A 14818-nucleotide genomic window follows, 5' to 3' on the forward strand; every position below is an offset into this window, starting at 1 on the left:
GAAGAACATTCGCCCCTACGACCGATATCCGAAGCCCCGTCGACCCTCTGTTCGGCAGCGATCCGGGCCCGGTGGCCCTAGACTCAGGATTCATGCCTGGTCAGTGGCAGCTTTTGGACCGGCCCGCCGAGCACGAGGCCATTCGGGCCGCCCTCAGCGGGACGGACAGCTGCGGAGTCGTGCTTGTCGGAGCCGCAGGAGTCGGCAAGACCACCTTGGCGCGCACCGTCACCGCATCGTTGAGCCGGAAGGTGCACTGGACCGCGTGCACCGAATCGTCGCGCAGCATCCCCCTCGGCGCGTTCGCCCACTGGGTGTCGTCGTCGGGGTCACGCGACCCCATCGCCCTCATCGGGTCGGCACGCGAATCGCTTGTGGCCGACGGCGACACCATCGTGGGAATCGACGACGCGCATCTGCTGGACCAGTTGTCGGCGACACTGTTGCATCAGATCGCCGTGGAGCGGTCGGGCCACGTCGTGGCCACCGTGCGCAGCGGTGAGCCGGTACCCGATGCGGTCACCTCACTGTGGAAGGACGGCTACCTCCAGCGCTTCGAACTCAACCCGTTCACCAAGCAGCAGAGCATCGCCCTCATCGAAACCGTCCTCGGCGGCACGCTGGAGGGGCTCAGCGCCGACGTGATGTGGGAGACCTCGGGTGGCAACCCACTGTTCCTGCGCAACATGGTCGAGGGTGCGGTCGACGCCGGCACCCTGACCAAGGTCAACGGGGTGTGGCAGTTCCGCGGCCCCACCGTCATTCCCTCCGGGCTCGTCGAACTGCTCGACGAACGCCTGGCGCACGCCGGCGAGGATGTGCTGCACGCGCTGAAGTTGCTGTCGCTGTGCGAGCCACTGGATATCGATGCGCTGGCAGAACTGGCCGGCGAGGACGCGGTGGACACGGCCGAGATGCGCGGCCTGATCCGGATCGTCGCCGACGACGGCCAGATCAACGTTCGCTTCAGCCACCCGCTGTTCGGTGAGGCGGTGCGCCGCCGGGTCGGCACTGCGTCGGCCCGGAAGTTGCGGGGTCGCATCGCCAAGATCCTGCACGAACGCAACCTCGACTCGCCTGCGAGCCGAATCAAGTTGGCAGAGTTGGCCATCGAGAGCGACCAGGGCACCGACATCGAACTGCTCATCACCGCCGCCAAGGACGCGGTCTTCCTGTCCAACCTCCCGCTCGGGGAGAAACTGGCCCGAGCCGCCTTCGACCACGGCGGCGGACTCGGCGCGGCCGCACTGCTGTCCCGCGCGTTGTTGTGGCAGGGTCAGCCGGCACAGGCCGACAGCATCCTCGAGCAGTTCTCGCCCGCAGACCTCAACGAGATGGAACTTGTGCAGTGGGGCATTCCACGGGTGTCCAACCTGTTCTGGTCCCAGGGCGACGTGACGCGGGCCGCTCAGGTGCAGGCCCTCCTGCAGGACCGGGTCACCCATCCGACCCTGCGACTGATCGTCGACGCCACCGGCGCCGGTATGGCCGTACACCAGAACAAGATTCCCGAAGGCCTCGAGATCGCCGAACGGGTCCTGGCGAACCCCGAGGCACCCCGGCAGGCCGTGGATTTCGCGGCGTTCGCCGCAGGCCTGTCGATGCCGCTCGTGGGCCGGGGCAACGATTTCCTGCCCATCGCGTCGCGGTGCCGCGCTCAGCGCAAGACCACCGATGGCATGGTCCGGATCATGGTGTTCTACGGCGAGGTGCTGGCCCTGGCCTACACCGGTCAGCTCGAACTGGCCCAGCAACGCGCCACGGAATACACCGAGTTCTCCTCGGCCGGCCAGTTCGCCGGCTGGGCGATCGCCAAGATCATGGACGGCGTGGCCGCGACCCACAGCGGCCGATTCCGCGATGCGATCCGGGCCATCGAGCAGGCCCTGGCCGCGCTCAACGCCGAGAGCTCCCTGCCCTGGCAACTGCCCGGCCGGCTACTGCTGGCCCGCGCCTACGCCGGGGTGGGCAACCCCGCCGACGCGGAACGGGTACTCGAGGACGCCGAGGAACACTCGGGCGAGTTCATGGCGCTGCACGAGCCGCTCCGGATGGTCGCCAAGGCCTGGCTGGCCGCCGCCAAGGGCGGGCACCGCTCGGCGATCGACCTCGCGCGGACAGCCGCCGATGCGGCGCATTCCTCCGGCCAGTTCGCGGTCGAGGCCGAGGCATTGCACAGCGCGGCACGCTTCGGTGACCGCAGTGTGACCCGTCGCCTGCAGGACCTGGTGGACCGGGTCGACGGCCCGCTGCCGGCCCTCTACGCGCGGCATGCCGCCGCGGTGGCCACCGCCGACGCCGCCGAGCTGGACAAGGTGGCCGCCGCGTTCGAGGAGGCCAGCCTGCTGCTGTCGGCGGCCGACGCCGCGGCCCAGGCGGTACCGCTGCACGACAAGGCCGGTCACCGCCGAAACAGCACCGAATCTGCCGCGCACGCACTGCAATTGGCGTCCAAGTGCGGCGGTGCGGCCACCCCGGCGATTCGATCGGCCGCCCGGCCCCTACCGGTGACCGGACGCGAACGCGAGGTGGCCGGTCTGGTCGCCCAGGGAATGTCGAACCGCGACATCGCCGAACGACTGACCGTCTCGGTCCGCACCGTGGAGGGCCATATCTACCGCGCCTGCATCAAGCTCGGGGTTGCCGACCGCGACGAACTCGCCAAGATCGTGTGGAACGACCTGGCTCAATGAAGCGAGCCCGATAGCCCGCCTCAATAGACGTCGCGGACATACCGCTTCTGGGCAACCAGTTCCCGCTTGTAGTCGCGCGCGGCATCTTCGGTCATCCCGCCGTGAGTGCGCAGGATCGTCGTCAGCGTGGCGTCGACATCCTTGGCCATCCGGGCGGCGTCACCGCAGACGTAGAAGTGGGCGCCGTCGTCCAGCCACCGCCACACCTCGGCCCCGCGGTCCAGCATCTTGTGCTGCACATACACCCGGTCGGCCTGATCGCGGGAGAACGCCAGGTCCAGCCGGCTCAAGAAGCCGTCATCGACCATGTCCTCCAGGTCATCCCGATAGTAGAAGTTCTCCCGGCGGTGCTGATCGCCGAAGAACAACCAGTTGCGACCACCGTGACCCAGCGCCCGGCGCTCCTGCAAGAAGCCCCGGAACGGCGCCACACCGGTACCCGGGCCGACCATGATCATGGGCGTGTCCGCGTCCTCGGGCGGACGGAAATGCGGCGAGCGCTGGAGGAACACCGGCGCCGCGGCTGCCCGGTCGGCGAGAAAAGTGGAACACACCCCGCCCCGAGCAGCGCCGCCCGGCCCGCGGTAGCGCACCATCGACACGGTCAATTGCACCTCGTGCGGGCTCACCAGCGGACTCGACGAGATCGAGTAGCTGCGTGGGGTCAGCCGGACCAGAACCTCCTGCCACTGCTCGGGTTCGGCGTGCACCGCGAACTCGGTCACGAGGTCGAGACCGTTGCGGTTACGCAACCAGTTACTGCGCCGCTCACCGGAATTGCGCAGAATCTTGGCCGCGGAGCGGTCCGGGCTGGAATCGGCGACGAACCGCAACAAGTCCGGGGTCACGCGGCAGATGTCATACGACGAGATGAGGGCATCCCGCAGTGACTGCTCGACACCGTCGACCTCGATCTCCGAGTGCGGATTCAGCGCGGTGGCCGCCAGCCAGGAGTCGACCACGGCCGGATCGTTACTGGCGTAGACGCCCAGGGAGTCACCGACCGAATAGCTCACGTCGTACTCGGAGATGTCGAAGCCGAACTGGCGCACCTCTTTCGCCGCGCTCGGCGTCGTCAACAGCTGGTTGCGCGCCAGGGCAGCCAGAATCGGTTTGGCCCTGGTGAACTCGTCGGGCTCGGTGGGGATGACAGTTCGGATACCGCCGCCGACGACCGCCGGGGCGGGCGTCGCGCCGGTGAGCGCCGTCGTGACCGAATCGGCCCAGCGCCGCATCGGCTCGTCATCGTAGGACTCGCAGTCGGCGCGCTCGAGCAGCTTGGTGGCACCCAGATCGGCGAGCCGCCGGTCGAGCGATTTGGCGTGTCCGCAGAAGTTGTCGTACGCCTTGTCGCCGAGGCCGAGCACCGCATAGCGAACCCCGTGCAACGGAGGCGCATCCGGGGCCTGTAGCCGGCTCCAGAAGTCGGCACCGTTGTCCGGTGGGCCACCGTCACCGAATGTACTGGTGACCACCAGGATGTCGCGAGCGGCGGCCAGGTCGGCCAGTGCGAGGTCGTTCATGTTGACCAACGACGCCCCGTCGATGCGGCCCGCCAACCCGGCCGCGAATTCCTCGGCGGTGCCCGTCTGCGAGGCCCACAACACCAGCGGCCCACCGGGTGCCGGCCGGTCGCTCGGCACACCGTCTCCGGCCCGTGAGTAGCGCCCGGCCAGCACTCCGTCCACCCACAGCCGCACCCTGGCGCTCAGCGGCGCCGCCGCCGGAAGTACCGGAACGCCCACGGGGGCTTCCGGCAGCCCGGTGAAAAACCCTGCCAGGTAGATCTTTTCATCCTGGCTCAGGGCCGGCTTGTGCACCGCACCCAGACCCATCTCCGCGGCGAGCGGATGCACCGCCGGGGTGCCGTCGACCGACCGGACCGGACGCAGGCTGACCGCGCACACCTTGAACTCCGGCTGCAGCGAGTCCGGGTCGACGGCGTCGTTGGTCACGGCGTTCACCGTCAGGTACTCGCCGTGTTCGTCGTTCCAGTGAAACGGTGCGAAGCAGTTGCCCGGCCGCACCCGGTCCGACAGCACTGCGGGCAGCACCGCGCGGCCACGCCGGGACGTCAACTCGACCGGCTGCCCCTCCACGATGTCGAGTTCCAAAGCGTCCAGCGGGTGGATTTCGACGAACGGCGCGGGATTGAGCTTGTTGAGCTTGTCCACCTTGCCGGTCTTGGTCATGGTGTGCCATTGGTGTTGCAGCCGGCCGGTGTTGAGCACCATCGGATAGTCGTCATCGGGTAGTTCCGCGGCATCCATGTGCGGACGGGGGTGAAAGACGGCCCGCCGCGACGGCGTCGCGAAGGCCAGCCGTGGGCGGTGACCGTCGGCGTCGACGAACAGGTCCTGGCTCACGCCGTCGTTGAGGTAGCGGATCGGGTGCCGGTCCTCCGCACCGCCGGGCCCGTCGACCGGAGGAACCGGCCACTGCAGCGGGGTCTCGCGCAACCTTGCGTAGCCCGCACCCCGCAGGTCGTATCCGGTCTTCGGGTTCGCGAACCCGCGGATCTCGGCGAAGATCTCTTCGGCCGATTGGTAATCGAAGTGTTCGGCGAAGCCAAGGTGCGCAGCCACCTGGCAGATCAGCTGCCAGTCCGGCCGGGCCTGCCCCAGCGGGGCGACCGACGGGGACAGCAGGGTGAGGTTGCGTTCCGAGTTGACCATGACGCCTTCGGATTCCGCCCACAACGCCGCGGGCAGCAGGATGTCGGCGTAGTGATTGGTGGCGGTGGACCGGTAGGCGTCCTGGACGACGACGAGCTCGGCGGCCTCCAAGCCGTTGATCACGGTCTTCCGGTTGGCCACGCTGGCAACGGGATTGGTACAGATGATCCAGCAGGCCTTGATCAGGCCCTGCTCCATCTGCTCGAACATGCCGATGGTGCCCGGGCCCACCTCGGAACGGATGGTGCCGGGGTCGACGCCCCACTGCGTCTCGACAAACGTCCGGTCATCGGCCGCGAGTACCGAGCGCTGCCCGGGCAGACCCGGTCCCATATAGCCCATCTCCCGGCCGCCCATGGCATTGGGCTGACCGGTCAGTGACATCGGGCCACTGCCCGGGCGGCAGATCGCGCCGGTGGCCAGGTGCAGGTTGCAGATGGCGTTGGTGTTCCACGTACCGTGCGTGCTCTGGTTGAGGCCCATGGTCCAGCAGCTCATCCACTCCCCGGCCTCGGCGATCATCGCTGCAGCGGTGCGGATGTCGGCTTCGGGGATACCGGTGATCTCGGCGACCCGGGCCGGTGGGTAGTCGGCCAGAAATTCCGGCATCGCCTCCCACCCCGTGGTGTGTTCGGCGATGAAGTCGTGGTCGATGGCACCGTCTGCTACCAGCAGGTGCAACAGGCCGTTCAGCAGGGCCAGATCGGTTCCCGGCTTGATCTGCAAGAACAGATCGGCGCGTTCGGCGGTCGCGGTCCGCCGTGGGTCCACGACGATGAGCTTGGCGCCGGCCTTGAGCCGATCAGACATGCGCAGGAACAGAATCGGATGGCAATCGGCCATGTTCGCGCCGGTGACGAAGAACAGGTCGGCCCGGTCGAAGTCGGTGTAGGAACCCGGCGGCCCATCTGCGCCCAGCGATTGCTTGAACCCGGTGCCCGCGCTGGCCATGCACAACCGGGAATTCGATTCGATGTGCACGGTACGCAGGAAGCCCTTGGCGAGCTTGGTGGCCAGGTACTGCGCCTCCAGCGTCATCTGGCCGGACACATAGAGGGCGACGGCGTCGGGACCGTGCTCGGCGACGATGGCCCGCAGTCGGCGTCCCGCCTCGGCTACCGCGTCGTCCACCGGCGTCGGCAGCAGTTCATCCGAACGGGAGGGCCGCAGCAAAGCAGACGTGAGCCGGTCTTCGTCGGCGGCCATCAGCTCGGCGTGCATCGCCCCCTTGGTGCACAGCCGGCCGAAATTCGTGGGATGCAGCTTGTCGCCACTGACTCGGGCGATCACAGTCCGGCCGTCATCGACCCTGGTGGTGACCTCGATACCGCAGCCGACGCCACAGTACGAACACGCAGTCCGCTGTTGCTTGCCCGGGATCGAACCCGGTCCCGCGTCGTCCGCCATGCCCCCATCGTGCGGTGAAGGTGTTGTCGGATCTTTCCGGCGACGTTATCCCCACGAAAACTGATCCTCACCACGCACAGATGCCCGCGGTGAGGACCATTCCCCCAGTTCAAACCCCTCGCGAGCAGACGCGGAGGTACCCAATTCCGCGCCGATCGGGGTGCGTTCGCGTCTGCTCGGCCGGGATTGATTACTCAGGTTTGACCGCGAGAACCGGTTTGGGGCATTCCAGCAGCAGTTGTTGCGACACGCTGCCCAGCAACAACTTGCCCACCGGACTGCGGTGCCGGATACCGATCACCAGCAACTCGGCGTCGTCAGCGTCCATCGCATCGAGCAGTTCAGTGGCCGCGTCGACCCCCACCGGCTGGCGTAACTCGAACCGCACGCCGCTCTCCCGCAGGCGTTCCTCGACGTCGTGGACCTGACCCGAACGGGCGAACCGGGAATCCACATAGGCCTCACCCGAGGTCGCGTTGATCACCAGCACGCTGGTGCCGCGTAACTGGGCTTCGGCGATGCCGTGCTCGACAGCGGCAATGCCGAAGGCGTCCGCGGTGTAGCCGATGACAATCATTGATGCTCCTCGCGCAAGCGCTCGTCGGTCATTGCCGGGCCGCCTTCTGCTGCTGATCCGCGTCGTCCTCGACGATCAACAACGTCTCCTCACTGCGGTGCATCAGCTTGAGCACCAACGGCATCAACAGCAGGACCGCCATGAGTACGTAGGTGACGATCGCGACCGGCTCGGTGAACAGACTGGTCCAGTCCCCGCCGCCGAGTTGCAGGCCCTGGCGCAGTTGTCGTTCGATGCGTGGACCCAGGATCACCCCGATGATCAACGGCAGCACCGGCAATCCGAACCTGCGCATCATCAACCCCAGCAGCCCGAAGACGAGCAGCAGCGCCAGGTCCAGCGGTTGCACGTTGACCGCGAGCGCTCCCAGCGTGGCGAAGAACAGGATGCCGGCGTACAGGTAGGGCCGCGGGGTGCGCAGCAGCTTGGCCCACAGCGGCGCCAGCGGCAGGTTGAGCACGAGTAGTAGGAAGTTGCCGATGAACAGGCTGGCGATCAGTGTCCAGATCAGCAGCGGTTCCTTCTCGAAAAGCGTTGGCCCGGGCTGAATCCCGTAGGACACGAACGCGGTCAGCATCACCGCGGCGGTGGCATTGGTGGGCAGGCCCAACGACAGCATCGGCACCAGGGTGCCCGCGGCCGAGGCGTTGTTGGCCGCCTCCGGACCGGCGACGCCCTCGATGGCACCCTTGCCGAACTCCTCGGGGTGCCTGGAGAGGCGCTTTTCGGTGATGTAGGACAGGAACGTCGGCAACTCGGCGCCGCCGGCGGGCAGCGCGCCGAACGGGAATCCGTAGGCGGTACCGCGCAGCCACGGTTTCCACGACCGCGCGAAGTCCTGGCGGCTCATCCACGGCCGCCCCACCGGAATCACGTCCGCCGGCCGGCGGCGCAGGTGCGCCGCCACCCAGAGTGCCTCGCCGAGAGCGAAGATCGCCACCGCGATCACCACGATGTCGATGCCGTCGGACAGCTGCGGCAGGCCGAAGGTCGCACGGGGCTGGCCGGTCAGGAAGTCGATGCCGACGACGCCGATCGCCAGGCCGAGGAACAGCGAGATCGCACCGCGCAGCTTGGACGAACCCAGCACCGCGGTGACCGCGACCAGTGCGAACAGCATGATCGCCAGGTACGAGGGGGCGCCGAGGGTCACCGCGAACCGCGAGATGGGCGGCGCGAACGCGGCCAACAGCGCGGTGCCGATGGCGCCGGCGACGAACGAGCCGATGGCGGCGGTGGCCAGGGCCTGGGCGGCCCGGCCGGCCTTGGCCATCTTGTTGCCCTCGATCGCCGTGATCACCGACGAGGATTCACCGGGGGTGTTCAGCAGGATCGAGGTGGTCGATCCGCCGTACATCCCGCCGTAGAAGATTCCGGCGAACATGATGAACGCCGCGCTCGGGCTGACGTTGTAGGTCACCGGCAGCAGGAGGGCCACCGTCATGGCCGGGCCGATGCCCGGGAGCACCCCCACGGCGGTGCCCAGCAGCACCCCGATCACGGCGTACAGCAGGTTCATCGGGGTCGCCGCCTCGGCGAATCCCTGAAGCAACCATTCGAAGTTGTTCATCTACAGAATCCCGTCCAGAATGCCTGCGGGCAGCGGGATTCCGAGCCCGGAGTAGAACGCGTAGAAGCTCGCCACCGACAGCACCGTGCCGATCGCAAGATTGCGGACGTAATGACGATTGCCGAGAATCGTTGCCGCCCCGGCGAACAACAGGGCACCGGTGATGGCCCAGCCCAGCGGTTTGACCAGGAGGATCACCAACACGAACAGTCCGACCAGCAGCCCCACCGTGCGCCAGTCCCCCGGCATGTTCGGGTCGACGTCCTCGCCCGCGTCGGCCTCACCGACCGAGCCACGCGGGATCGCAACCGCCAGAACCAGGGCGAGCGCGATCAGGATGATCCCGATCCCCAGCGGAAAGGCACGCGGCCCAACGGGATCGACCTTGGCGAATCCCCCGGTCAGCGTCAGCGCGTCGTAGATCAGGAATGCGCCCACCGCCACCAGGACCAGGCAGACCAGATACTGCGCCTTGTCGACCTTCACAACAGCCCCAATTCACTCAGCGTCGTCGAGACGCGGTTGTCTTGATCACGCAGGAACTGTTCGAAGTCGGCTCCCGTGCTGAAGGCGTCACTCCAGCCGTTCTTGACCAGCGCGTCGCGCCACTGCTCGGTGCCGTGGAGGTCGGTCAGCGCCCGCACCATCGCATCCTTGGCCTCACCCGAAATGCCTGGCGGCGCCAGTATTCCGCGCCAGTTGGTGAACGTCAGATCGATGCCCGCCTCGGTCAGGGTCGGCGCGTCGATCCCCTCGACCCGCTTGGCACCCGAGACCGCCAGCACCCGGACCTGCCCCGCCTCGATCTGGTCGACGAACTCGCCGAGGCCGGTGGTACCCGCCGCGATCTTCTTGCCCAGCAGGGCCGTCAGCAGATCACCGCCGCCGTCGTAGGTGATGTAGTTGACCTTGCGCGGGTCGACTCCGACCGCTCGTGCGGTCTCCATCGGGAACAGGTGGTCGGGCCCGCCCGGTGAGGATCCGCCGCCGATCGTGACCTTGGCCGGATCGGCCTTCCACGCCGCCACGAGATCACCGATGGTGCGGAACGGCGAATCCCCCGGCACCAGAATGCCTTCCTGTTCCTCGACCATCTTGGCCAGCGCGGTGGCGTCCGACGCGCGAGCAGAGGAACCGTTGGTGTAGACGGCACCCACCACGCCGAGCCCCATCATCATCATGAGGTCGTCGTTGCCCTTCTCGTTCATCAGCCGCGCCATCGCCACGGTGCCGCCGGCGCCGATGACGTTGAACACCTCGATACGGCCGGTGATGTCGGTGTCCTCCATGATCTTCACCGCGGTACGGGCAGTCAGGTCGTAACCACCTCCTGGGCTGTTCGGCACCATCATGCGCAGCCGATGCAAGCCCCTGGATTCGTCGCCGCGGGTAACTCCGCAGGCTGTGACCAGCATCAGCGCGACCACGGCCACCATCAGACCGGCACCTAGTCGTCGAAAGCTCATGGTCAGCAATACTGGACCCATGACGTGACGCAGGTCACCTATTCGGACGCAAAGGAAGTTTTGTTCGTTGAGTTCACCAGCCCCGCGGACACCGCGCGCACGCACCCGGTTCTTGCCCAATGGCAGCCTGGCCGCACGCTTTCTGGTGTTTCAGCTTCTGGTGGTCGCGGTCGTGCTGGTCGCGGTGGCCGCGGTGTCGGTGGCGCAATCCACGCGGGAGTTCCGTGATGTCCGCGGGCAGCGGATGATCGCGGTCGCCGAGAACGTAGCGTCAACACCCGTCGTCCGGGATCGCTACGACGACCCGTTCGCCGCTTCGGTGCTGGCGCCCGAGGTCGAGCGTGCGGTGGCCCTGTCGGGCGCCGAGCGGGCCGAGATCACCGATCCCGCCGGGACGGTGCGGGTGTCGTCGGATCCGGACCGCATCGGCGGACGGCTCGACCTGAGCAGCAGCCGGGCCGACGAGGGCCGAGCCTGGTCCGGCGACAGCGATGCCGACGGCTCGCACCGCCTGGTGGGACAGGTCCCCGTCCTGGCTGCCGACGGCGCGGTGCTGGCGATCGTGTCGGTCAGCGAGCGCTACCCGTCGCTGTGGGAGTTGTTGGGCGGGGCCGGTGAACGTCTGCTGATCTATCTCGGACTGGGTGCGTCGCTCGGGATGCTGGCCTCGTGGTTCTTGTCGCGGCGAATCAACCGTCACACCCGTGGCCTGGACATCGCGGAGATCGCCACCCTGGCCGATCACCGGGAAGCGCTGCTGCACAGCATCCGTGAGGGTGTGGTGGCGGTGAGCAACGACGGGGTCATCACACTGATCAACGACAGCGCGTCCGAACTGCTGCGAATTGGTGCCGACGCGGTGGGCCGCCGCGTCGATGCGGTCGGTCTGGAACCGGCAGTGGAGGCATTCCTGTTGTCCGGCGAGGGAACTCACGCCGAAGAATCCGACGTGGTGATCACCACGCAGACCCGGGTGTTGGCACTCAACCGCCGCGCCGCCCGCAGTCAGGGCAGGAGGATCGGTACCGTGACCACCATGCGCGACAGCACCGAGCTCGCCGCACTGCAGGCTCAGCTGTCCTCACACCGCAGTGTGACCGACACACTGCGGGCCCAGACCCACGAGTTCTCGAATCAGCTGCACACCATCTCCGGTTTGACCCAATTGGGCGAGTTCGACGCGGTCCGCACTCTGGTCGGCACCCTGACCCGACGCCGGGCCGAAATCAACGAGGCTGTCACCCAACATGTTTCAGATCCAGCGGTGGCCGCGCTCCTGATCGCCAAGACATCACTGGCCGCCGAGAGCGGGGTCACCCTCGGCCTGACCGACGACAGCCACCTGGACGCACTCGACCCGGCTCTGGCCACCGACGTGATCACGTTGCTGGGCAATCTGATCGACAATGCCGTCGACGTGTCGGTGGGCTCGGCGGCCGCACGGGTGGACGTGCGCATCGACGATGCGGCCGGCCTGGTGCTGGCGGTCTCGGACTCCGGACCGGGGGTGCCCGAACACCTTCGGGAGTCCATCTTCTCCCGCGGCGTCACCTCCAAGGCCGAGGTGCCCGGCGGGAGGGGGATCGGCCTGGCCCTGGTTCGGTTGGTGACGGCCCAGCACGGGGGTGCCGTCGAGGTCACCGACGCGCCGGGTGGCGGCGCCCTGTTCGTGGTGAGACTGCATGCGTGACGTCCTGGTGGTCGACGACGACTTCATGGTGGCCGAGATCCACCGCCGCTTCGTCGAACGCGTCGACGGGTTCCGCCCGGTCGGCGTGGCGCGCACCGGGGCCGACGCGCTGGCGTCGGCAGCCGAGCTGCGTCCCGATCTGATCCTGCTCGACGTCTATCTGCCCGACATGACCGGGCTCGAGGTGCTCCAGCGGTTGCGCGCCGAGGGCAACCGGGTCGGCGTCATCATGGTCACCGCGGCCCGCGAACTCGACACGGTCCGGGGCGCGTTGGACGGCGGCGCCGCCGATTATCTGGTCAAACCGTTCGACTTCGATCAGTTGCAGACGAAGTTGGCGGCGTTCGCCACCCGCGCCGAGGCACTCGCGGGCGCCGGAGGTGCCGATCAGTCGACCATCGACGCGCTGTTCGGCGGCTCGGCGGTGGTGCTGCCCAAGGGGCTCGGCGCCGAAACCGGTCGCCTCGTCATGGCCGCAGTACGCACCGCCGGTGAGGTATCAGCCATGGAATGTGCTCAGCTGGTGGGGATTTCGCGTGTCAGCGCCCGACGCTATCTGGAGCACTACCTGAGCACGGGAGCTTTGGAACTGCGATTGCAGTACGGAACCGGTAGGCCCGAACGGCGTTACCGGGCGAAGTGAGGTAGCCCGCTACTCACGACTCGCGGCGTCGGGAAGACCAGCATCACCATCAGCAGGTTCTTGCCCGATCACGCGGAGGCTGTCATGACGCTGGTAACCGATGCCGACCTTCCCCCGCTCGACTACGAGCACGAGACCGATCCCGAGGCTGTACACCGGCTGATCGCACAGGCCCGCGCCCACTCCCCGATCGCGATGGGGCCCCACGGTCCGGAGCTGTTGAGCTACGACCTGGTCCGCACGACCCTGCGCGATGCGCGCTTCGAGATTCCCAAAGGCGTGTTCCTGGCCGCGCAGGGCATCACGTCCGGCCCGCTGTGGGACCGCGCGAACAGCAGCCTGCTGGGTGTCGATACCGAATCGCACACCCGGTTGCGCCGACTCGTCGCCAAGGCGTTCGCACCCCGCAGCGCCGACCGGCTCCGCGAAACCTGCGTCGACATCGTCACCGAACTCACGGACCCCTACCTGCCCGAGGGGCACTGCGACGTGGTTGCCGACATCGCCGTGCAGTATCCGATCCCGGTGATCTGCGCGCTGCTGGGCGCCCCGCGCCAGGACTGGCATCTGTTCTCCCAGTGGGCCGATGACATCTTCAAGATGTTCAGCTGGAACCTCGGCGCCCATGCCGACACGGTCGAGGCGGCCTGGCTACAGCTCGACGAATACGTCGATGCCATGGTGGAGCGACGGAACTCCAGCCTCTCCGATGATCTGCTCTCCGATCTGGTCCGGGCGGAGGTCGACGGTGACCGCCTCACGCATTCCGAGCTGCTGATGCTGGCCGGCGGCGTCATACTGGCGGGCACCGATACCACCCGCAATCAACTCGCGGCGGCCGTCCAGGTGCTGTGCGACTATCCTGAACAGTGGCTAATGCTGGCCGAAAACCCTGATATGGCACCGCTTTTCGTCGATGAACTACTGCGCCACACGCCGATCGCACTGAGCAGTGTGCGGATCGCACGCGAGGATACCGAACTGGGCGGCCTCACGTTCCCGGCCGGAACCCAGGTGGTGGTGAACTTCGCTGCGGCCAACCGGGATCCACAGGTGTACGACGAGCCCGAGCGATTCGACGTCAACCGCATCGGACCCCCGGCCATGATGACGTTCGGCGGCGGTTTGCACTACTGCCTGGGGGTCCATCTGGCCAGGGTCGAGCTCACCGAGGCATTGCGCGTACTCACCCGGAAGCTGCGCAACCCCCGGTGCGAGGGACGTGCGCCCTGGAAGCCGATGACGGGTATCACCGGTCCCGCGTCACTGCCGCTGAACTTCGAGGCAGCCTGAAGGTCTAATAATTGGACCTGAAATTCGGCACGCATCGCATAATGGCGGCGTGACATCGAAGGTTCTGTTCCTGCGAAACGACCACACAGCCACCGAGGCCATGCTGGCCGATGTCTTCGCCGAATACGGCTTTGACATCGACACGTTCCAGGTCGTTGCGCCCGAGCAAGAGGACGCGCCCGCGGGTGAGGTGACCTTCCCCGATCCGACGGACTATGACGTGATCGTTCCGCTGGGCGCCCGCTGGGCGGTCTACGACGAATCCCTGCTCGACAGCTGGGTCGGAGCCGAGATGGCCATGGTGCGCGCGGCGGTGGAGGCCGGGGTCGGTGTACTCGGGGTGTGCTTCGGCGGACAGCTCGTCGCCCAGGCCCTCGGCGGATCGGTCAACAGGTCGCCGGCACCCGAAGTGGGCTGGTACGACGTGGTCACCGACGACGAGCAGTTGGTTCCCGGCGGTCCATGGTTCCAGTGGCATTTCGACCGCTGGACACTGCCGCCCGGGGCCACCGAGATCGCCCGCACACCGGCCGCCTCGCAGGCCTTCGTGCTGGGCACGGCGCTGGCCTTGCAGTTCCACCCGGAGCTCGATTCCGGGCTGTTGGAAGTCTGGTTGGCCCACGACCGCGACGGCGAGGTGGCCGGAATCGGTGGCAGCCACGATGAATTACGCTTGCAAACAAGAGAATTCGTCGATGATGCGGCCGCCCGCTTACGCGCCCTGGTCCGGGCGTTCCTCAGCCGGGTGGTCCGGCACCGACCATCGACGTAGGCTGACATGAGCCGGCGGAATTCTCCTTCAGC

10 protein-coding genes are annotated in these 14818 nt (G+C 67.4%); 5 read left to right on the forward strand and 5 right to left on the reverse strand.

Translation table 11 applies throughout. The features are described from left to right. Positions 1–92 precede the first annotated feature (92 nt). Positions 93–2693 (forward strand): LuxR C-terminal-related transcriptional regulator, encoded by a 2601-nt coding sequence (locus AC4ELS_RS27760; protein WP_499050220.1) that lies wholly within the window; start codon positions 93–95, stop codon positions 2691–2693. A 20-nt stretch (positions 2694–2713) separates the two neighbouring features. Here AC4ELS_RS27760 and AC4ELS_RS27765 read toward each other — a convergent pair whose 3' ends face one another. The 5 genes from AC4ELS_RS27765 to AC4ELS_RS27785 form a co-directional block, all read right to left on the reverse strand. Then, complete coding sequence (locus AC4ELS_RS27765; protein WP_499050223.1) at positions 2714–6775, reverse strand: bifunctional nitrate reductase/sulfite reductase flavoprotein subunit alpha; 4062 nt, start codon at positions 6773–6775, stop codon at positions 2714–2716. Positions 6776–6965: 190 nt separating this feature from the next. After that, positions 6966–7352: a universal stress protein gene (locus AC4ELS_RS27770; RefSeq protein ID WP_064960016.1), complete on the reverse strand. Its 387-nt coding sequence runs from the start codon at positions 7350–7352 to the stop codon at positions 6966–6968. 28 nt (positions 7353–7380) lie between these two features. Further along, complete coding sequence (locus AC4ELS_RS27775; protein ID WP_499050226.1) at positions 7381–8922, reverse strand: tripartite tricarboxylate transporter permease; 1542 nt, start codon at positions 8920–8922, stop codon at positions 7381–7383. Beyond that, a complete protein-coding gene (locus AC4ELS_RS27780; protein WP_418022145.1) occupies positions 8923–9408 on the reverse strand; it encodes a tripartite tricarboxylate transporter TctB family protein in 486 nt (161 codons plus the stop codon). It lies immediately after the preceding gene. Further along, entirely contained in the window at positions 9405–10388 is a 984-nt protein-coding gene (locus AC4ELS_RS27785; protein WP_448443158.1) for a Bug family tripartite tricarboxylate transporter substrate binding protein, read from the reverse strand. The genes AC4ELS_RS27780 and AC4ELS_RS27785 overlap by 4 nt, the downstream gene beginning before the upstream one ends. 67 nt (positions 10389–10455) lie before the next feature. On the opposite strand from AC4ELS_RS27785, the gene AC4ELS_RS27790 reads away from it, so the two are divergent. The 4 genes from AC4ELS_RS27790 (at position 10456) to AC4ELS_RS27805 (ending at position 14786) form a co-directional block, all read left to right on the forward strand. Then, positions 10456–12078: a sensor histidine kinase gene (locus AC4ELS_RS27790; protein ID WP_498886373.1), complete on the forward strand. Its 1623-nt coding sequence runs from the start codon at positions 10456–10458 to the stop codon at positions 12076–12078. Continuing rightward, on the forward strand, positions 12071–12721 hold the full coding sequence (locus tag AC4ELS_RS27795) for a response regulator (RefSeq protein WP_064883063.1): 651 nt from the start codon (positions 12071–12073) through the stop codon (positions 12719–12721). The genes AC4ELS_RS27790 and AC4ELS_RS27795 overlap by 8 nt, the downstream gene beginning before the upstream one ends. Positions 12722–12805: 84 nt before the next feature. Next, entirely contained in the window at positions 12806–14014 is a 1209-nt protein-coding gene (locus AC4ELS_RS27800) for a cytochrome P450 (RefSeq protein ID WP_448443162.1), read from the forward strand. Between the two features lie 49 nt (positions 14015–14063). Further along, positions 14064–14786 carry a type 1 glutamine amidotransferase gene (locus AC4ELS_RS27805; RefSeq protein WP_110777329.1) on the forward strand — a complete coding sequence of 241 codons (723 nt, stop codon included), beginning with the start codon at positions 14064–14066 and terminating at the stop codon, positions 14784–14786. Positions 14787–14818: the final 32 nt, after the last annotated feature.

This window comes from Mycobacterium shunyiense, from assembly GCF_058270035.1.

Bases quoted from the DNA above. Each gene is read 5' to 3' on its own strand.
- AC4ELS_RS27760 (WP_499050220.1), top strand. From the start codon at position 93: ATGCCTGGTCAGTGGCAGCTTTTGGACCGGCCCGCCGAGCACGAGGCC.
- AC4ELS_RS27765 (WP_499050223.1), bottom strand. From the start codon at position 6,775: ATGGCGGACGACGCGGGACCGGGTTCGATCCCGGGCAAGCAACAGCGG.
- AC4ELS_RS27770 (WP_064960016.1), bottom strand. From the start codon at position 7,352: ATGATTGTCATCGGCTACACCGCGGACGCCTTCGGCATTGCCGCTGTC.
- AC4ELS_RS27775 (WP_499050226.1), bottom strand. From the start codon at position 8,922: ATGAACAACTTCGAATGGTTGCTTCAGGGATTCGCCGAGGCGGCGACC.
- AC4ELS_RS27785 (WP_448443158.1), bottom strand. From the start codon at position 10,388: ATGAGCTTTCGACGACTAGGTGCCGGTCTGATGGTGGCCGTGGTCGCG.
- AC4ELS_RS27795 (WP_064883063.1), top strand. From the start codon at position 12,071: ATGCGTGACGTCCTGGTGGTCGACGACGACTTCATGGTGGCCGAGATC.
- AC4ELS_RS27800 (WP_448443162.1), top strand. From the start codon at position 12,806: ATGACGCTGGTAACCGATGCCGACCTTCCCCCGCTCGACTACGAGCAC.